The 20339-nt window shown below is 61.1% G+C and carries 10 protein-coding genes; 6 read left to right on the forward strand and 4 right to left on the reverse strand.

Annotation, left to right across the window (positions count from 1 at the left end; genetic code table 11):
• A partial coding sequence (locus BGIM_RS68030; RefSeq protein ID WP_315849817.1) for a PKD domain-containing protein occupies positions 1-5017 on the reverse strand: 5017 nt, incomplete at its 3' end.
• Between BGIM_RS68030 and BGIM_RS64650 the strand changes: the two genes are divergently transcribed.
• Positions 4992-5414 (forward strand): hypothetical protein, encoded by a 423-nt coding sequence (locus BGIM_RS64650; protein ID WP_238537518.1) that lies wholly within the window; start codon positions 4992-4994, stop codon positions 5412-5414. The genes BGIM_RS68030 and BGIM_RS64650 overlap by 26 nt on opposite strands.
• Positions 5415-6066: 652 nt before the next feature.
• A complete protein-coding gene (locus BGIM_RS0104815; protein ID WP_020468664.1) occupies positions 6067-7260 on the forward strand; it encodes a glycosyltransferase in 1194 nt (397 codons plus the stop codon).
• 42 nt (positions 7261-7302) lie between these two features.
• Here BGIM_RS0104815 and BGIM_RS0104820 read toward each other — a convergent pair whose 3' ends face one another.
• From BGIM_RS0104820 to BGIM_RS0104830, 3 genes are all read right to left on the reverse strand, one after another.
• A complete protein-coding gene (locus BGIM_RS0104820; protein ID WP_020468665.1) occupies positions 7303-8214 on the reverse strand; it encodes a 2-deoxy-5-keto-D-gluconate 6-phosphate aldolase domain-containing protein in 912 nt (303 codons plus the stop codon).
• A 201-nt stretch (positions 8215-8415) separates the two neighbouring features.
• On the reverse strand, positions 8416-9795 hold the full coding sequence (locus BGIM_RS0104825) for a DUF1501 domain-containing protein (RefSeq protein WP_020468666.1): 1380 nt from the start codon (positions 9793-9795) through the stop codon (positions 8416-8418).
• A gap of 13 nt (positions 9796-9808) precedes the next feature.
• Positions 9809-12196 carry a PSD1 and planctomycete cytochrome C domain-containing protein gene (locus BGIM_RS0104830; RefSeq protein ID WP_020468667.1) on the reverse strand — a complete coding sequence of 796 codons (2388 nt, stop codon included), beginning with the start codon at positions 12194-12196 and terminating at the stop codon, positions 9809-9811.
• 242 nt (positions 12197-12438) lie between these two features.
• Between BGIM_RS0104830 and BGIM_RS0104835 the strand changes: the two genes are divergently transcribed.
• From BGIM_RS0104835 to BGIM_RS0104855, 4 genes are all read left to right on the forward strand, one after another.
• Positions 12439-13476, forward strand: a complete 1038-nt coding sequence (locus BGIM_RS0104835; protein WP_020468668.1) for an SMP-30/gluconolactonase/LRE family protein — start codon at positions 12439-12441, stop codon at positions 13474-13476.
• A 138-nt stretch (positions 13477-13614) separates the two neighbouring features.
• Positions 13615-14187 carry an ECF-type sigma factor gene (locus BGIM_RS0104840; RefSeq protein WP_020468669.1) on the forward strand — a complete coding sequence of 191 codons (573 nt, stop codon included), beginning with the start codon at positions 13615-13617 and terminating at the stop codon, positions 14185-14187.
• A 71-nt stretch (positions 14188-14258) separates the two neighbouring features.
• Positions 14259-16427: a bifunctional serine/threonine-protein kinase/formylglycine-generating enzyme family protein gene (locus BGIM_RS56940; RefSeq protein WP_020468670.1), complete on the forward strand. Its 2169-nt coding sequence runs from the start codon at positions 14259-14261 to the stop codon at positions 16425-16427.
• Between the two features lie 231 nt (positions 16428-16658).
• On the forward strand, positions 16659-20234 hold the full coding sequence (locus BGIM_RS0104855) for a beta strand repeat-containing protein (protein ID WP_020468671.1): 3576 nt from the start codon (positions 16659-16661) through the stop codon (positions 20232-20234).
• The last annotated feature ends 105 nt before the right edge of the window (positions 20235-20339 follow it).

Raw genomic sequence — 20339 nt, forward strand, 5'->3', positions numbered from 1 at the left:
TCTGCCCGAGGCCCCAAGCCGTCATGGCCACCTGGATGCCCCCTTCACTGATGGCTTGACGTCGTTGCGCCTCCGTCAGATCCAGGTGGTTGCCCGAGATGATGTCCCGGTCGGTGATCGCTCCGTACACCGTCGAAACACCCGTCAGGTCCGCTCCCGAACCGAGGATCGCCCCCGCGACGGTGTGGCCTCCGTCGTAGTATCGCGTGATGGCCCCGCTGGCCAAGGCGCCGAACGCGGCCGCCGCCATCACCGCCCCGGCTCCGGGAACCAAGATGGTCAGGGCGACACCGCCGGCAATCATGGCCACGGTTTCCCACTTGGGCAGGTAATCCAGCGCGATTTGGAAGTCGCTTTCCGGCGGCGTCGGGTTCGCGGCGAGAGCCTGGCTGCCAAGCGGGGCCGCTGTGTCCGAATTCAGTTTGGCCTGGGCGGCGGCCACGGCGTTTGTCTTGGCTTGCTCAAGTCGGGGGAACAAGCCCGCCATTTCCGCGTCGTGGTCCCCGATTCGTTGGGCCACTTGGGCGTCGGTCGCAGTCCGGATATCAGTCAGCCGGACTTGAATGTCCGCAATGACGTCGGCCACCGCCTTGGTGACCAATTGGGTGGTCTTCTGGTCGGCGTCCGTCGCTCCGTTCCGGACCGCCGTGTCCACTTTCTGGAGATCCGCGACCACTCCGTCATGGCGGGTGGTTGCGGCCTTTTCGTCCTTGGTCTTGGCGGCTGTCGCGTCGTCGGCGGCGCGGGTGTGTCGGGCGTCAGCCGTCTTGTCGTGGTCTTCCTTGGTGGAATCCGCTTCGTCCTTGGCGGCCCGGTCGTCCTGTTCGGCCACGGTCCGTCGGTCATCACGGGCGTCGGACGCTTCTTCTCGCTCTCGCTCGACCTCGGCATCCTGTGTGTCGTCGGCTTCCTTGACGGCCGCTGTCGCCTCGTCTTTGTCATGAGTTGCGGCATCCGCGTTTGCCTCATGCTCATCAGCCTTCCAAGCCGCATCTTCGTCGGCCACCGTGTCGGAGGCGGCCTGGGCATCCGCCTCAAGGTCGGCCACATAATCGTCGGCCTCGGTCTGGACCGTCGCCGGCAGGTCATCGATTTTCTCCTCCGTCAATGCGTCGTCAGCTTCTTCCTCGGTGATGTCCTTTGAGAGTTCGTCGGTGAATTCCGCCTTGGCGTCGGTTGCCTCGGCCGCAATGTCAGACGTTTCCCCGGTGATCCACAGCGCCATTTCGTCCCGCACCAACCCGGCGAACCGGGTTCCGGCCTGGCTCGCCCAAGAATTCACCACCGACCCGACGCTAGACATGATGGACCCGATTTCTGTCTGCCAGGCAGCCAGCACCGTCGTGTCCCACGCAATGAGGTCGGCTTGGGTCGCACTCAGCGCGGCCGTGTCGGCGGCCGTGGTGGTGTCATACCAAGCCTTGATGGCGGTCGCCTCGGCCACCTGACGAGTTTCCCACGCGGTGGCTTGGGCATGGGTCCATGCCACACCGGCCGCCGTATCGGCCTCGTCTTGTGTCACTTGGGCGTTGACCATCGCATCGTCCAAGGCCACGCCGGCGTCGGTGACGGTGTTAATGTACGTTCCGTAAGCGGCTGAGTTTGTCCGCTCCTCGGCTGTCTTCGCGTCCTCGCGGGCGTTCTTCCACGTCTGATCGGCGTCGGAGAATGTGAACTCCATCGCTTGGGTCGCGTCGGCCACCGCCGTGTCCCGCGCCCAAGCCGCCGCGTCGATGGCATCCGCAAGTGTCTTGTCGGCGTTGGCCAGGCCGTCGGCCAGCGTTTTCTTCGCGGCCGTCAGCGTGTTGTCGTAAGCGAACTCGGCGTTGGCCACGGTGTCTCCCCGGGCCTTTCCGGCATCGGCAATGGCGGTCGCGAGTGTCTTTTGGGCGTGGGATTTGGCTTCCTCCCGGTCAGCCGCCGGCTGGGCCATCGCCTGATCGAATGCCAGATTCGCCGCGGCACGGGCCTTCAATTTGGTCGCGTTCGCGTTCGCGTATCCGTCGAATTTGGCCTTGTCGATCTCGTTCATCCGGGGCTGGTGCGCGATTCGAATGTCACCCAGTTTTGTGGCCAGATCTATTCCGGCTTGGTCCTTGAGCAGGGTGTAATCTCTCTGGGCTTGTTGTCGTTGAGTTGTGAGGCTGTCACGAAGGGCGTTCGCGGCGTTTTGATCCCTCATGCGGCTGGCTTTCTTCATGCCCGGATAGTACGTCCGGTCCATGAAGTTCCAGAATGCCTGCGAGCCGTTCCGGAGCGTCTTGGTGTATGCCTTGTCGGCCGCCTTTTCGTCGGCCTTGATTTCGTTTTTCTCACTCAGCCGGTCGCTGTCGTACGTCCGGTCCAAGGCTGTGGTGGTGGTGATCCATGCCTGATCGGCTGCCCGCAGCGCGGGGGCAAGGATCGCCCGCGCGGCCGCGTCGGCTGTGGCATATGTGGCGTCCGCGTTGGAATAAGCAGTCGCCCGGACATCCCTGGCGGCGGCAACCGTGGTGTTGTAAAGAGAATCGGCCTGGGCTTTCGCCGCCGGGACGGTGGGTTCGGCTTGGGCGACGATGCCATCGTAGGTTTGCTGGAGTTGCGCAACGGTGGTGTTGTAAGCCGTCCGGGCGGCCGCCTCAGCCACCGGATAAGCGTCGAGGGCCTGTTGCTTGGCTGTCGTGAACGTGGTCCAAGCCTGGGCCACCGTGTTTGAGTAGGCGTCGTCCGCCGCCTGCTCGTCCGCCGCCCGGTCCGATCCGGCTTGGGCGTTCGCGGCCTCGTAAGTGGTTTTGGCCGCCGCAAGGGCCTGGCTGTATGTGGCCCAAGCCTGCGCCACCGCCGCGTCGCGGGTTTGTTGGTCGGCGGCAATGGTCGCGTCATAGGTCTGGTCGGCCTGCGCCCGGGCGGCGGTTTCCGCGTCGGCCGCATCGATCATCGCCTGATTGTAAGCTGCGGTGGCCGCGTCGTACTGAGCTTGCAGGGTGGCTTGTTCGGCCGCCGCTTGCTGGTCCAGAAGCGCGTCGGCCTGTCCTGCGGTGGATGCGAACAAAGCTTGGGCTGCCGCCTCCGCGGCCAGTATTGTCGGATCTTGGCCAAAGTCCGGGACGGTCGTGCTGGCCTCATCGTCCGTGCCCGCCGAATAAGCCGCCTCCAAAGCAATTTGGGCCGGGTCGTACGCTCCTTGAACCTGGTCAAACGTGCCCTGTTGGATTGCGTTGGCCAACTGTTCCGCCTGTGTTGCGGCGGTTTCAGCGACGGTGTCGGCCTGATCGCGGCTAGTGGTCTGCTGGGTGACTTCATTGAGATACGCCTGCTCGGCGATGGCAATCACCTGTTGAAGATGGGCATCCCCGCCCGCCACTGTGCCGGCGTAAGTGGTTGCATCGGTTTCCACCGTGTTATCCAGTGATTGCTTGAGGGTGGCCATCTGATCGGCCAGCGTTTGGTCGTCCGTCGTCTCTCGCTGCTGGAGCGCGGTTTCGGCGGCCAAGGCGGCGGCCACATAGGCTTGATCGAGGTTGGCGAGATCTGTGGTGTAGCCGTTGTTGGCGCCATCCACGTCCGTGTTGTATTCGTCGTCGGATTGATCTGCGGCCGCATTATAAGCGGCGATCGCCGCCTGGACGGTCGACTCGAAACCGGCGGTGTCCTGGCCAAGGGTGTTTGTGTAGTCCGTGCTGGCGGCGATCAAGGCGGCGGTCTCGGCGGCCGCGTCAGCATTGATCTGGTCCATCAGCGATGTGTCCGGGCCGTCGGATGTCGGCGGGTCCGGGTCTTGCTCAAGCGGTACCAAGGCTGCTTGGGCTGCTTGGTCCGCCGCCGTCTCGGCCGCCTGTTCGGTGGCGATGTCCTGTTGGATGGCCTGTTGAACGGCCGCGTCTCCAGAGTCATCGACCACTTCGTCCCCGACGTCCGGGTCTCCGGTGACGGCAACCACCACGGCGGCTTCCCCGGAATTTCCGTAGGAATCGTAGACGGTCACGATGGCCGCGAAGTCCTCCCCGGCGTCTCCGGAGGGAGCGGCCGGGAATGCGTGTGACGCGCTTGCTCCGCCGCCGCCGAAGTCCCACATGTAGGTATAAGGCCCGCTACCGCCGGTCGCCGACGCAGTGAACTGGACGGGCTGGCCGGGACTGGCCTCCTCCAAGTCACCGGACGCGGTCACGATGAGTTGGGACAGGACGTGGACGGTGACCGACTTGCTGGCCGAGTTTCCGGCGTCATCGGTTACGGTCAGAGTGGCGGTGTAGTCCTGGCCGGAGCCGCCGGCCGGGGGGTCCGGGTAGACGTGCGATGGGTTCTGTGTGTTGTCGGTGTCACCATCTCCGAAGCTCCAGGCGTACTGGTATCCGGTTCCGCTGCCGCCCGACGCGCTGCCCGTGAAATTGGCGGAGTCCCATGTGTTTACGATCGTCGGACCGGTCGCAGTCACTGTCAGTGGCGTGGCGTCGGCGATGAACACCGTGGCCATGCCGCCCCCCGACGCCGGGGTGTACGAGGGCGAGCCGCCTCCTGACGGCGGATAGGTGAGATACAGGTCCACCGATTCGGTCGATTCTTGAATTTGGTCGGCAAGAGCCGTGACAGTGATATCAACGGTGGATTGCCCCGCCGCGAAGGAGACCGATCCGCCGATCGCCGTGTAATCGACGCCCGAGGTGGCTGACCCGCCCACGGAGTAAGAGACGGTAAGGCTCGTGTCGGTGCGGTCGCGGGTAAACCGGAAGTGGCCCGGCTGCGCGGTGTGGCCGGGGAAAGGTTCGGGGGCGTTGTCAAGGGCCTGGACCGAAACGATGGCGTCGTTGTCTTTGATCGTCACCGTGGCCGAGCCGCCGGTGACCGTGTAACCGCCCGAATAGCCGCCTGAACCGCCACCAATAATGGTGGCCACCACTGTCTCGTCCGGCTCTTCCGCATTGTCGTCATACGGGGTGATCGGCACATCGACGTAGCCACCTCCGCTGGGAATGTAGACGGATGAAGTCGGGTAAGAGTAGTCGCTTCCGGGCATGGCCGTGCCACCGAAAGAGAGCATCACGGAGACGCCCCCCGATCCTCCGCTGCTATGTACCCTGATTGTTCCCGGATCAGGTCCATTCTCGGACGCATCTCCGTCTTCGGTCGTCAGCCATACGGTCGCGCCTCCGGAAGTCCCTCCTGAGGTTCCGCCGGAAGTCCCACCCGAGGTCCCTCCTGACGTTCCCCCCGAGGTTCCTCCTGAGGTTCCGCCGGAAGTCCCTCCTGAGGTTCCGCCGGAAGTCCCCCCCGAGGTTCCTCCGGAAGTTCCCCCCGAGGTTCCTCCGGAAGTTCCTCCGGAAGTCCCTCCGGAGGTTCCCCCGGAAGTGCCGCCTCCCGACGAGAAGCTCTGGTCCATTGGCGCACGAAACAGCAGTTTCTGCACTGTTGGCGTGGCTGCCGCCGTCGTCGGCTGATTCGTTGCTGTTGTTTCGCCGCTCCAGAACTCTTCCACGCTTGCCGCGTCGGCATTACTTGGCGAAACAGTGGCAGGAGCCGTCGTCTCGCTTGAGTCTGTCCCGAAAAATCCCCCGGTTTCACCGAACGACAACGTCGTCGGCGTGATCGGTTGCGGCCCGTCGATGGAAAGCGGCCCGGTCGTTTGGCTTACGGCATACTGGCTTGGGTCGCCCAAGTTGAATCCGGCCATCATGGCCGGCATTGTGCGGTCTTCCAGTCGCCAGAGGTCCAGTTTTTTGTTCTTTCGTTTTCCGGGGGGAGTTGATCGGAGCCACGCCCGCAGGCGGCCGAGAAACTCATTAACGGGCCGAGACGGGGCGCGGTCGCGCGGGGAGGCGTGCGATTGCATTTTGGGATCCGTTTTTTTAAGGGACTGGACGCTAAAAGAGTCTTTATTTCAAACTTGATGAACGGACGGGGATTCTGACAGAACCGACAGGGTAATGTCAAACATAAAATTAAAATAATCTTAAAAAATCGTAAACCACAATCCGCATTATCGGAAAAATGCCCTGACATGAAGTTGTTGCGGTGAACACCCGGACACTCTTGCCCTCCGATTGACTCACACCAAGATGACGGAACCGCATTCCCTTTCCACGAGCCGCCGTGCGAACGCCACCACGCATCTTGTTTGCGTCCTACCACGGGTATTTTGATCCGGCCAGCGGAGCCGCCCTTGCCACCCGCGATCTGCTCGAACTTCTCGCCGTGAACGGGTGGCCGTGCGGGGCCGTTTGCGGTCCCGATCTCGATGCTCCCCCGTCGGCTGATCGCGCCGCGTGGCTGGCCGCGCTTGGACTGAGCGTCACGACCAAGGACGTGACGGCCGGGGTTCCGCACCGTCTGTTCCACGTCGCCGGCAGCGTCCGGGCCACGGTGTTTGTCCCCGCCGGATGGGCCGGGAACCGGCCGGCGACCACTGCCGAAGCCGATGAGTTCATCGGCTTTTTTTGTCGGGTCGCCGCCGCCTTCAAGCCTGATATCGTGCTCACTTATGGCGGGCACGAGGTGGGTCGGAGGCTCATGGTCGCCGCCAGGGAACTGGGGGCAAAGGTTGTTTTTGCCCTGCACAACTTCGCCTACGACGGTCCGGCCGCGTTCCGGGGCGCCGACGCCGTGTTTGTTCCGTCCCGGTTCGCCCAGTATGAGTATGCCCGCCGCAGAGTCACGGCGGCCGTCCTTCCGTGCCCGTTTTCGTGGGAACGAGTCCGGGCCATGAACGTCTCGGGCCAATTCATCACGTTCGTCAATCCGGTCCCGGACAAGGGAGTGTTCGTCTTTGCCAGGATCATCGTTGAGTTGGGCCGGCGGCGGCCGGACATTCCGTTTCTCGTCGTCGAGTCCCGAGGCCGGGCTGACTGGCTGGCGAGGACTGGCGTCGATTTGGTCGGTCTGCCGACCGTGCATCGCATGGCCAACTCGGGCAACCCGGCGGCCTTCTATGCCTTGTCCCGCGCCATCCTCATGCCATCGTTATGGAATGAGTCCTTGGGCCGCGTCGCCGCGGAGGCTTTGGTCAACGGCCTCCCGGTGGTCGCCTCTGACCGCGGGGCCTTGCCCGAGACTCTCGGAAGCGCCGGATTATGCTTGCCATTGCCCGCGCACTGCACGCCGGAAAGTCGCCTGCCTCCGTCGGCGGACGAGGTGAGCGCGTGGTGTGCCGAGATCGAACGGTTATGGGATGATGCGGCGTATCACGAAGACCGGCGACAAAAGTCCCTTGCGGCCGCCGGGCGATGGAGGCCGGAAGTCTTGCTCGCCCGGTTTGAAGAGTTCTTTCACCGAGTGGCCGGGACATGACGGAATGAACTCCATTCCGTGCCGATTCGAGCGATCAAAGGCTTATTCTCTCGCCTTCACGAACAAATCGGTCCACGATTGATAGGCGGCGGCGATCTCTGCCACGGCGACCTCTCGCGTGATCTTCTTGGCGAGGAAGTTCACCAAGGGTTCCCAAAAGGTGGTACGGCCGACGGCGAAGCCGATGAAACCGGGAACCTTGGCGGCCGTTGTCAGCCATTGGCGCACTTTCTTGTCGTCCTCGCCCCGGCCTAGAATAATGCAGCCGACTTTGTCTCGCCCGGATCGGCGAGCGGCGGCGACGACGTGTTTGCAATCCTCCGTCTCGTCGAGGCCCTCGATCTTCCAGACATCCGCCTCGACCCCGGCGTCTTGCAACTCGTGGATGGCCTGAATCACCAAGGCGGGCCGCAACCGGAGATCGTAGGCTTTCTTGTCGTTGGCCAAGTTCTGTAATTCGGTCGGTGTCGGAGGCACGAGCAACTCGAACATGAACAGTCGATTGCTTCCCCGGAGGTATTCCGACAGTTGCTTCAGACGGGCCGCCTGCCGCCGGTTTAATTCCCGGTCCCCCTCGGGGTTGTAGCGCACCAACACTTTGCAGAAGGTCGGGTCGAAGCGTTCGATGTGGCGGGCAAAGTCCTGGCCGTATTCAAAATCGAATTCGTCGTGGCCGCTCTGTTCGGCCGGGCAGGCGGTGATGAAACCCTCCCGACGGGCCTCCTCTAAAATGGCCGCCCCGAACTCTTCGTCCACGAGGATACCGGCGTGATCCTTCGGCACCCCGTTCGCCACGGCGGCGCGGAAGCCATCGAAGATTACTTGTTTGGCGGCGGCGATCTCCGCCGTTTGTTCTTTGCTCAGCGGCTCATGCCAGCCAAACAGGTTTTTCGAGAACGTGGCCCGGTGATCAAAGGGCAGCACAAACAGGGGTTTGTCGTAGCCAATCGTCATGATCGTCGCCTCCGTCAAATAGTCGGTCGCCGGTTGATGGGGAAATCTTACGCATCTTCGCCTCCCCATTAATAGCGTTGGGTCGGGACATGTCGGACAACATGACGTGATTAATGATCGGAGGCGAACCGGCATATTGCCGGCCGAACCGAGGAAGCGGAAGAATGGCTTTCGTCTGGTTTCCGGCGTGGCGGGCCAGCGTCAAGCCAAGATGTCTTTCACAACGTGGCCGTGAACATCTGTCAGCCGGAAGTCGCGGCCGCTGTATCGGTAGGTCAGTTTTTCGTGGTCGAGGCCGAGCAGGTGGAGGATGGTGGCGTGCAAATCGTGGACGGCGACGCGGTTCTCCTCGGCTTTGAAACCGAACTCGTCGGTCGCCCCGTGGGCGATTCCGCCTTTCACCCCGCCGCCGGCCATCCACATGGTGAATCCGTAGTGGTTGTGGTCGCGGCCGTCGCCGTTCTCGGACACCGGGGTGCGGCCAAATTCCCCGCCCCAGATGACCAGAGTGTCTTCCAGCAAGCCCCGTTGTCGGAGGTCTTTCAGCAAGGCCGCGATGGGGCGGTCAATCTCTCCGCATTTCTTCTTCAACTCGCCGTTGATCCCGGAATGGTGGTCCCATCCGCCGTTCGATAGTTGCACGAAACGGACACCCCGCTCGACCAATCGCCGCGCCAAGAGACAACCTCGGGCGAATTCACCTTGCCCGTACATTTCACGAATTCGCAATGGCTCCCGGCGGGTGTCGAACGCCTCTCCGGCGGCGGTCTGCATTCGGAAGGCCGTCTCCATCGCCCGGACGCGGGCTTCCAATTGCGGGTCGTTCCCGTTTGCCACGGCATGGTTGTGATTGAATGCCTGGAGTGCGTCGAGTTGCCGCTTCTGATCATCGGGGCCAATGGCCGGGTTTCGCAGGTGACGGATCATCTTCTCCGGATCGGATTCGGTGGCGGATACGCGAGTCGCTTGGAATTGGCCGGGCAGGTAACCGCTTCGCTCGAAGCCGACTTGGCCGAAGCCGCCGCCGAGGGAGACGAAGCCGGGCAGGTCCGCGTTCTCCGAACCCAACCCATAAGAAACCCACGACCCGATCCCCGGATGGGTGGCGTCGATCCGGCCGCTGGCCATGAAGTTGGCGGCCGGCGAGTGGTTCGGATTGGTTGCGTAAACCGACCGGAGGAGGCAGAGTTCGTCCACGCATTCCCGGATGTTTGGAAGCAAATCGCTCACCGGCAATCCAGATTTTCCGCCCGGCCGGAACTTGAACACAGAGGGAAGCAACCCGCCGGTGACACGCTCCGTGCGCAGGTCAGCCGCCCCTGGCCGCTTTCCGGCATGTTTCTCAAGGACCGGCTTCGGGTCGAACATATCGAGTTGCGACGGCCCCCCGGCCATGAACAGGAAGATCACCCGCTTGGCTCGGGGTTTGAAATGCGGTTTCCCCGCCGCCGGAGAAACCGTTGGCGCGTCCACGGCGTGTAGATAGCTTGACAGTCCAAGCAGACCGACGCTGCCGCCGAGTTCACTGAGGAACGACCGGCGAGTTTGGGCGAACGGATCAACAGAATTAAATCGGTTCATAAGAAGTTCGCCGTCAGTTCAGAAACAGAAATTCGTTGCTCGCCAGAAGAGTTTGGGAGAGAAGTTCCCATGCGGGCACGCCTCCCTCTTTCGCCGGTTGAATCAATCGCCGGGCGGTCATCAATTCATCAGCGGTCGGGTCACGCAGAAGCACCCGTCGGAACAAAGCCTTCGTTCCGTCTTCGATTGATTGTCCGGTGGCTGTCGCCTTGGCCAGCGTAGCTGCCGACTGTCGGACGAACGGGCTGTTGAGGAAGTAAAGCTGTTGAACCGGCGTCGTCGTTGACTCGCGTTTCTCCCCGTGGCCCCTTGGGTCCGGCAAATCAAACAAGCGGTGAATGTCGGCGGGGCGTTCCCGGCTTACCCTTCCGTAAACCGTTCGGCGAACACTCTTCGGGCCGTCCAGATTGTCCGACGGTCCGCCGCCGGCGAGACTGAGTTGGCCGCTCACTTGAAGGATCGCGTCCCGCCATTCTTCCAGTTCCAACCGCTTGCGGGGCGCCCGCCACAGCCACCGGTCATCCGGGTCGGAGGCGGCCGCTTTCTCATCGTGCCGGCTCGATTGCCGATACGCGGCGGATGTCACCAATTCCCGGACCAGCCATTTCACCGACCAGCGGTTGGCGACGAACCGGGCCGCGAGGTCGTCAAGAAGTTCGGGGTGGGTCGGGCGGTCGCCGAGCGAGCCGAAGTTGCTGGGGGTGGTCACCAAGTGCCGTCCGAACACCCAGCCCCATACCCGGTTCACGAACACTCGCGAGGTCAAACCGGCGGCATCCGTGGTGATCGCGTTGGCCAATTCACGCCGACCGCTTCCTTCGCGGAACGGTCTTGCTTCCCCGCTTGAAAGCACGCCCAAGAACCGCCGGGGGACGATCTCCCCCGGCCGGGCCGGATTGCCCCGGATGAAGACGGGTAGGTTCCGGTATTGGCCGGGTTTGTAATCAACGACTGTCCACGCCGGGTCGTCGCCGTTGACCCATGTTCCGGCATCACGGACGACGTTCGCGGTCGGCCCCGATGTGTCCAATGCCTGTTCCCGCTTTTTAAGGTCGGCCATCTTCGCTTCAATCGCCTTGATTTTGGGATCAAACACGGTGGCGTCTTTCTTCTCCTTCAGGGCCGTTCCGCGCATTTCCTTCGCATAGCCAAGCCGGAGCGTCGCATCAAGCAGATCAAGCCGGACGGTCATGAGGGCATTTTGGCCCGCGTCGGCATCGGGTTTCAACGGCCGCTCCGCGAGTTGGGTGTTTGCCATCACCCCGGCGAGGGCGTAATAATCTTCTGCGGTGATCGGGTCGAATTTGTGATCGTGGCAGCGGGCGCATGCGACCGTCAGGCCGAGGAATCCACGGGTAATGACGTCCACTCGTTCGTCCCATTCATCGGCGACGAACGCGGCGATCACATCTTTCGAGAGTTTTGGCTCTTTGTGGTAAACCGGCGAAAGCCCCAGGAATCCAAGAGCCGCGTAATCCGCAGGCTGGGTGTCCGGCGCCAAGTCGGCAGCGAGTTGAAGCCGTATAAACCGGTCGAAAGGGACATCGGCATTGAATGTCCCGATCACCCAATCGCGGTATCGATAAGGAAAACGGGGCGGTTTGCAGGTCGCCTCACTCGTGGAATTGTCCTCGGCATAGCGGGCCACATCAAGCCAGTGGCGCGCCCATTTCTCCCCGAATCGCGGCGATGCAAGCAATTCATCAACCAACCGCTCGTAGGCATCCGGCCGGGTGTCGGCGGCGAACGCTTCCACTTGTTCAAACGTGGGAGGAAGGCCGACAAGGTCAAAGTAAACTCGCCGGATTAATGTCCGAGCATCCGCCGCCGGGGCGGGCGAGAGTTTTTGCTCGTCGAGCTTTTGAAGAATAAAGGAGTCTGCTTTTCGGGCCGGCCACTTTGGGTTCGAGACCTTCGGAGTAGGCCGTTCAACGACCGGCTGAAACGACCAGAATTTTCGGGCCGCTTCCCCAACCTCCGGCTTGGCTGTTGCCGCCGCCGGGAGCGGCGCCCCCATCTTCACCCATCGCCCGAGATCGGCCACAATGGCATCCGGCAGTTTCCCCTTCGGGGGCATCGCCGGGGCATCAGCCGCATGGGCAATAGACCGCAAGAGCAGACTCTTCTCATCGTTCGCTTTGACGGCCGGGCCGGAATCGCCTCCCCGACGGATGGCCTCCGGGGTGTCGAGCCGAAGGCCGCCTTTCTCTTTTTTCGCACCCGCCGAGTGACAGGAGTAGCAATGTTCGACGAGGATGGGCCGGACTTTCTTTTCAAAGAAATCAACGCCGTCGTCAGCCCGCCCGCCTGTCGGCATAAAAGTGACAAGCAGGAGGGTGAACGTGGCAAATGTTTGTTGTCGGCGATTCAAAGCTTTGGCTGGACGGGTTCCGGCTTGCATGACCGTCACAAAGAATGGGGATGCGGGTGGGAATACCAAACAAAGTTATCGTAAATGATACAGGCGCCGTTGTCGAGCAACGTCGTGGGAATCCAAAGCCTTTCATCGCGTTTTGACAGTTCATTGAGGCAAGAGTGGTGATTCAGCCGTCATGCGCCTTGGCATAGAATCCATCTCCTGTCGGCGTAACATGTCTTTCGTGTTTGAACCCGCTCTTCCATTCTGATCCGGGAGTATTCATCATGAGCCGAACTTGTCTTTTATGCTTTGGATTGCTGACGGGATTCGTCGTTCCACCCCTCGCCGCGCAAGAACCGAAAACTCCCGGCAAAACAGACGGCACCAAGGAGATCATCGGGACGGTTGAACGTCTTGATCCCCGCTTTGATTCGCTGGTTCCCAAAGACGCCCAACTAGAAAAGATCGCGGCCGGCTACATCTGGACCGAAGGCGCGGCTTGGCACAAATCCGGCAAATTTCTCCTCTTTTCCGATATTCCCAACAACGTCGTCATCAAATGGAAGGAAGGAGAGGGCACCTCTGAATTCCTGAAGCCCTCCGGCTACACCGGCGACAAACCTCGCGGCGGCAAAGCCGGTGACGAACCCGGTTCCAACGGGCTAGCCGTCGATGCCCAAGGTCGGCTGCACCTGTGCGAACACGGTGACCGCCGTGTCACGCGGCTTGAAAAGGACGGCAAAAAGACTGTCTTGGCCGACAAATACTTGGACAAGCGGCTCAACAGCCCCAACGATTTGGCCATCCATCCCAATGGGGATATCTATTTCACCGATCCTCCCTACGGTCTCGACAAAGGTGCCAAACGCGAACTCGATTTCACCGGCGTCTATCGCATCAATGCCAAAGACGGCAAGTTGTCACTGATCGCCAAGGACTTGAACCCAAATGGCATCACGCTTTCGCCGGACGCGAAGAAACTCTACGTCACCAACGGTAGCAAGTGGGTGGTGTTTCCTGTGAATGAGGACGGCACAACCGGCGAAGCAAAGCTCTTCGTTGATCCCGCCCAATGGACGGCCCCCAAGGTGAAGGGCGGCGGGGTCGATGGCTTGAAGTGCGATTCCCAAGGCAATATCTGGGCGACCGGTCCGGGGGGCGTTTGTGTCATGGCGCCGGATGGAACGTTGTTGGGCCGATTCCTCACCGGAGATCGCACGGCGAACCTTTGTTTCGGCGGAGAAGACGGACAAACATTGTTTGTTTGCGTTAATCACCGGATGGCCAAGGTGCGGGTGACAGCCAAGGGAATTGGCTGGTGATCGACCGAGGGGATCATTTCCACGGCGATTCGATCCCCTTTTCTACGAGAGAATTTTACATTTCAAGCCCGGGTTCTTTCCTTCGATCTCGAATAGAATTTTCCCCCTCTCCGAGGTTGTTCACTTTTGGGCGGGGTAATGATTGAGGTGACGCAGCTTTTGAACGCGGCCGATCAAGGCGACCCGCAGGCCGCCGCCCATTTGTTGCCTTTGGTTTATGACGAACTTCGCCGCCTTGCCGCCGCCCGATTGGCGGCCGAGCCGTCCGGCAACACACTTCAGCCGACCGCGCTCGTTCACGAGGCATACCTCCGGCTGGTCGGGGCTTCCGGCGGTGATCAGTGGGATCATCGCGGCCACTTTTTCGCCGCCGCTGCCGAGGCCATGCGGCGCATCCTCATTGACGACGCCCGGCGCAAGGCGGCCGAGCGGCACGGCGGGGCGATGCGACGTCAGGAACTCGATGCGGATGTCTCACCCGTCCCCGAACCCAACGAAGATTTGCTTGCGCTGGACGAGGCTTTGAACCGGCTGGAGGTTGAAGACCCGCTCAAAGCCAATCTCGTGAAACTCCGGTATTTTGCCGGACTGAGTCTCGCCGAGGCGGCGGCCGCCCTTGACCTGCCCGAGCGGACGGCCGGGCGGCATTGGGCCTTCGCACGGGCCTGGCTTCGGCGGGCCGTCGAAGGGTCGTCGGAAAAAGAATCATAAATGTTGGCCAGGTTTTGGCCGGAATCTCGCATTGGGAACAAGGCGACCGGCAATCGTGAGGGTTTCTCGTTATGACGGAGGAACAAGTCTTTCTGGCCGCTCTCGACTTGGACAATCCGGATGACCGCACCGCTTTTCTGGAAAAGGCTTGCGGCGGGGATGTCGCATTCCGTCGTCAGGTGGATGAACTGCTGGCCGCCCATTTCAAACCGGGTGAGTTCCTGAATGAGCCGCTTGGCCGGCAGTTGGGGTCCGGTTTGGCCACACCGGTCCACGACTGCTTGGTGAGTCAGATCGCCAATCAGCGAGGCGGCGCCGGGGCGGGCGAGAAGAAGCCGGAAGAGGAACACGACGACCTGCAATTCTTGAAACCATCCGCCCGTCCCGATTCGCTCGGCCGGATCGGCCACTACGAGGTGCTGCAAGTTCTCGGCCGGGGAGGGTTCGGAATCGTCTTCCGGGCGTTTGACGAGGCACTCCAACGAGTGGTCGCGCTGAAAGCCCTGGCCCCGACGGTTGCCGCCACTTCGCCGGCCCGCAAACGATTCTTGCGAGAAGCCCGGTCGTCGGCGCGGGTTCGGCATGAAAATGTTGTTCAGATCCATGCCGTCGAGGAACAGCCGTTGCCCTATCTGGTGATGGAATTCATCCCCGGCGAGACCCTTCAGCAGCGAATCAACCGCACCGGCCCGCTGGATGCGCCGGAGATCGTGCGCTTCGGCCGACAGATCGCCGAGGCGTTGGCCGCCGCCCACGCCACCGGGTTGATCCACCGGGATATCAAGCCGTGCAACGTGTTGATCGAAGAGGGGCATCAGCGAATCAAAGTCAACGATTTTGGCCTGGCACGCGCGGCCGACGACGCCAGCCTGACCCAGAGCGGCATGTTGGCTGGCACGCCGATGTTTATGGCCCCGGAGCAGGCGAGGGGAGAACCGCTCGATCATCGGGCCGACTTGTTCAGCCTTGGCAGCGTGCTGTATGTCATGGCCACCGGCCGGCCGCCGTTTCGCGCCTCGACCACTTACGCCGTGTTGAGGCGGGTCATTGAGGATTCCCCGAGGCCCATCCGGGACTTGATTCCCGAAACACCGCAATGGCTTTCAGACATCATCGCCAAACTGCAAGCCAAGAAGTCGTCAGACCGTTTCCAGTCGGCCCGCGAAGTGGCCGATGTTCTCGCCGACTGCGAAACCCGGCTTGGGATGAACCCCCCGCCCAAGAGTTTCTCCCGCATCTCCCGGAGCAGACCTTCGGCGTCGAGGTTCGGCCAGTGGAAATGGCTTGTGGCGGCAGTTTTATTTCTCCCGGTGCTTGCTCTCGCCGCGACAGAGTTTATCGGGCTGACACATTGGCTTCATCATCAGCAGCCGATCCCCGACCAATCAAAGAATGTTGAAGGAGAACAGACGCGGCTTGAGCGACCGCAAGACAATGGATTGCCTGTGGATTTCAACAACACGCTGGCAATGAAATTCAAGCTTATCCCGGCCGGAAAGTTTAAGATGGGTTCCTCGCCGGAAGAAATCGAATATTGGCTGAATCTGGTCGAGCAGGAGGGGCACAAACTATTTTTGCGTTCGGAATCGCCCGAGCATGAGGTGGAGATCACGAAACCATTTTATCTGGGCGCCACGGAAGTCACCGTCGGGCAGTTTCGGCAGTTCATTGAGGCGAACCCCAAATATATGCCGGACGATGATCGCTGGAATGATCCGGGGTTTAAGCAAACGAACGAGCATCCGGTCGTTTGGATTTCGTGGCGGGACGCGAGCGAATTCTGCAATTGGTTGAGCAAGAAAGAAGGAAGAAAGTACCGGCTGCCCACGGAGGCCGAGTGGGAGTATGCCTGCCGGGCCGGAACAAATACTCGCTATTGTTACGGCGACGACGAAGCCCAATTGGACCGGCATGCTTGGTTCATCAACAATTCAAAATTTGGAACAAAGCCGGTGGCCGGAAAAAAGTCCAACAATTGGGGGCTTTTCGACATGCACGGGAATGCCTGGGAATGGTGCCAGGACTATCACGATTTCGACTATTACCAGAACAGTCCCGCGCGCGACCCGATGGGGCCCGAAGACGGCATGAGGTACGTCAAACGCGGCGGCGCATGGTGTTTTGGGGCCGTGGATGCCCGCTCCGCTTATCGCAGCCACACCGGCGGCGGCTGCGAGTGCGGCTTCCGTGTTTTGCTTGTCGCGCCTCCCGATAATGCCCCGGCAGAGAACGCAAAATAGGATTGGCCACACACCAACTCGATTCGCCTTCCGTCATTGATCACTTCGTTATCTTCCAATCTGTTTCATCTTCAAAAGCGTTTCCGAGAAAATCTGGAAAATGTTGGCCAGCTTTTGGCCGGAATCTCGCATTGGGTGTGACCAGCGAAGGATTGCAGTCAAACCCCGCACCACAACGGCGGGTGGTTTCGTGCGTGCCGGTTGGTCGGGCCGTGCGAGATGTGACGGGGCTTGGGGAATATCTCCAAGGTCGCGGCTTTAACGAAGGCTCTCCACAATCCGAGGGATGACGAACGGCTTGGTGACCAACCCGATCCGCTGTCGCTTCTCCTCCTTATCCTTGCGGGTGTTCCCATTAAGAACCAACGAAAGCACGGCTCGTTTCGCCTCCCCGGCTCTTTCCGGACGCTGCGTCTGGAATCGCTCGAAAACCGTGACGTTCCGGCGGCTCCGGTGATCAGCGCCCTGAATCCTTCGGCCAACAGCAACACCGTGCCGGTTGGTGGCAACATTCAGGCGACCTTTGACCAGTCACTTAATGCCACCACGGTCACCGGCCAGACGTTTGTGGTCCAAGGCATGCAGAGCGGGCAGTTGCGGTCGGTTGACGGCGATGTCTTTGGCGCAGTCGGATCAACCGTCACGGTCGATCCGAGTTTTAACTTCCACGCGGGCGAGTTGGTTCAAGTAACGGCCACTTCCGGCATTCAAAACAATGCCGCCGAGGGGGCGAAGCCGAATGTCTGGCAACTGCGCGCGGCGACTGCGCCAGCCAGCGCCACTTTCACCAATTCCCAGACCCTGTCGTCGGCCGCCGCCACTTTCAGCGTGGCCTCCGGGGATATTGATGGCGATGGCGATCTCGACATTATCTTGGGGAACTACAACGGGCCAAGCACGGTTTTGAAGAACAACGGCGCGGGTTCCTTCACGGTTTTCCAGTCTCTGCCCGTCAGTTCCAAAGCCACCAGCGTGCAGTTGGCGGACGTGGACGGCGACGGAGACCTCGATCTCTTCGTGGGCAACTACGGCCAGGCCAGCACGGTCTGGAAGAACAACGGAGCGGGTTCCTTCACGATTTTCCAAACCCTTCCTGCCAGTTTTCAAACTCAAAGCGTTGCCTTGGGGGATGTGGACGGCGATGGCGACATTGACGCCGTTTTGGGGAACAACGGCCAGCAAAGCGTCATCTTGAAGAACGATGGCGCGGGCACTTTCACCGCCTCTCAGACTCTGCCGAGCAGCCAAGCCACCACCAGCGTGCAGTTGGGGGACCTGGACGGCGACGGAGATCTTGATCTTTTCATGGGCAACTATGGCCAGCCCAGCATGGTCTGGAAGAACGACGGCACCGGTGCTTTTGGCAATGTCCAGTTACAATCCTCCAACTTCAAGACGTTTAGCGTGACTTTGGGGGATATTGATGGTGACGGCGACATTGATGCCGTTTTGGGGAACTTAAACGAAGCAACCGTCATCCTGAAAAACAATGGTGCGGGCGTCTTCTCCACGTCCCAGACTTTGCCCGTCATCCGGGCCACCACCAATGTGCAACTGGGAGACTTGGATGGCGACGGCGACCTCGATCTCTTCCAGGCGAACAATGGTCAGGCCAGCATCGTCTGGAAGAACAACGGCGCGGGCAGCTTCACCAACTTCAACACCTTTTCCTCCAGCCCAAACACCCGAGGCATGGCGTTGGGAGACTTGGACGGCGATGGCGACCTCGATGTCTTCTTGGGTAACAAGGATCAGCAAAGTCAAGTCTGGTCGAACCTCTCTGGCCCGGTGAACACCCTGCCCGCCGCCACCACCACTGTCGGAACGCCAGTGGCTTTGACGGGTATTTCGGCGGCTGATGCCGCCATCGGTTCGAGCAAGGTCGCCGTGGTCTTCAGCGTCACGAACGGCGCCTTGGCCTTGGCGACCGATGTCAGCGGAGGGATAACCGAGGCCGAGGTTACCGGCAACAACACCGGCACGTTGATCATTATCAGCACTTTGGCCAAGATCAACGCCACCCTGGCCAGCGCGACCGGCTTGGTTTTCACTCCGGCCAACGGCTTTGCGGGGCCGGTCACCTTGACGATGCTCTCCAACGATCTTGGCGCTCTGTCCGGAACACCCCTTGGCACCAGCAGCACGCAGACCATCACCGTCACCACCCTCGTCGGCGTGGGCTCGGAACTGGACTTCACCCAACAACCGCAGGACACACTGGCCGGAGTGGCGTTGCCGCCGGTTGTGGTGCAGATACGCGATGCTTTTGGCAATCCCGCCAACAGCAATGAGATGGTCACCATCCGCTTGCAAAACAACCCGGGCGGGGCGGCCCTCAGCGGCACATTGAGCGTGCCGGCCGTCAATGGCGTGGCCACCTTCACCAATCTTGTGCTGAGCAAAGCCGACGTCGGCGCCACGCTTCTGGCTTCGACGAATTCGCTCCCTTCCGTCGCCTCGAATCCCTTCAACGTGCTGTCCACGGTCAAGAAGTTTACCGTCACCTCCACGGCGGGCGTCACTGTCCCGGCGGGCACGCTGGTGACGTACACGGTCAAAGCGGTCACGGCCGCCAATCAGGTCGTCGATTTCGATGGCGTGGTCAAATTAAGCAGCACAGACAAGCAAGCCGTGATCGCCCCCGCCGGTTCGGTGACCTTGGTCAACGGCATCGCCACCTTCGATGTTCTCTACAAGACGGCGGCCAGCCAGAGCGTGACGGTCACAGATACCGGCAAGGGCCTCATCAAGGGCGTGTCGGCCTTGATGAATGTGGCTCCGGCGGTCGTTGACATGTTTACGGCCACCGGAGTGGCCATGACAACGGTGAACAAACCGTACACGATCACACTCCGCGCCTTGGACACTTACGGCAACTTGGTCACCAATTACACCGGGACGGTGCAGGTGACCAGCGGAGGCGCGTTCAAATCGAGCGCCCCTCTCTCTGTGACGGGCAGTTACACCTTCAAAGCTACTGACAAGGGCACGAAGATCTTCACCGTCACACCGACCGTCGCCGGCCAGCGATCTTTCACGATCACCGACACGACACCGGGTTCCATCGTCAGCCCCGTCTCCGTGCCGACACGAGTGCTGCCGGACAAATCGGCGGTCATGGACGGAGCGGACTTGGTAATCGCTGGTACGGCTGTAACGGATACCATCGTGGTGCGTCCGGTCAATGTCGCCGGGACGCAAGTGGAGGTCTTGATCAATAACGTGGTGGTGGCTGGCGGGCCGTTCAGCCCGACGAGGAATATCCTCGTCTTCGGATTGGCCGGCGATGACATCATTCGCATTGATCCGGGGGTTTCCGGCGGTCCCGCGCCGGGCGCCTTGGTTACCATCCCGGCGGTGATCGATGGCGGCATCGGCAACGATACGATCAGCACCATTAACAGTCTGGCCAACAACATCTTGGTCGGCGGCGACGGCAACGACAAACTCACGGCCGGCGCGGGGAATGACATCCTCTTGGGCGGCTTGGGCGCGGACATTCTCCGGGGAGGCAACGGCAGCGACTTGTTGCTGGCTGACAAGTCCGCTGTTGAAGCCAACACGGACGCCTTGCTCCAGTTGATGGCCGAATGGGGAGGCGGGGGCACCTACCTCAATCGCGTGAACCATCTCCGGGGAACCTTGGCGGGGGGAGCCAACGGCACCGTCGTCTTGTCGCCCGCAACGATCACCAAAGACACTTTGGCCGATCAACTCTTCGGTGAGGGTGGTGCGGAAGACTGGTTCTTGTATTCCTCCCTTGACATGATTACCGGCGAAGTCGGCGAGATTTTCACCAGTCTGTGAATTGAAGCGTGAATTTCCTGAATTCCCTGCCCGCCGTTCAACGGCGGGCAGGGGGTGTTTCAGATTGGCCGTTTTTCCCCCGATCATGCCGGATTCAGCATAATC

It is taken from the genome of Zavarzinella formosa DSM 19928, from assembly GCF_000255705.1.
Lineage (GTDB): Bacteria > Planctomycetota > Planctomycetia > Gemmatales > Gemmataceae > Zavarzinella > Zavarzinella formosa.

Excerpts from the sequence above, each read along its gene's own strand:
- BGIM_RS64650 (WP_238537518.1), top strand. The coding sequence starts at position 4,992 with ATGGCCGTGCCACCGAAAGAGAGCATCACGGAGACGCCCCCCGATCCT.
- BGIM_RS0104820 (WP_020468665.1), bottom strand. The coding sequence starts at position 8,214 with ATGACGATTGGCTACGACAAACCCCTGTTTGTGCTGCCCTTTGATCAC.
- BGIM_RS0104830 (WP_020468667.1), bottom strand. The coding sequence starts at position 12,196 with ATGCAAGCCGGAACCCGTCCAGCCAAAGCTTTGAATCGCCGACAACAA.
- BGIM_RS0104840 (WP_020468669.1), top strand. The coding sequence starts at position 13,615 with ATGATTGAGGTGACGCAGCTTTTGAACGCGGCCGATCAAGGCGACCCG.
- BGIM_RS56940 (WP_020468670.1), top strand. The coding sequence starts at position 14,259 with ATGACGGAGGAACAAGTCTTTCTGGCCGCTCTCGACTTGGACAATCCG.
- BGIM_RS0104835 (WP_020468668.1), top strand. The coding sequence starts at position 12,439 with ATGAGCCGAACTTGTCTTTTATGCTTTGGATTGCTGACGGGATTCGTC.
- BGIM_RS0104825 (WP_020468666.1), bottom strand. The coding sequence starts at position 9,795 with ATGAACCGATTTAATTCTGTTGATCCGTTCGCCCAAACTCGCCGGTCG.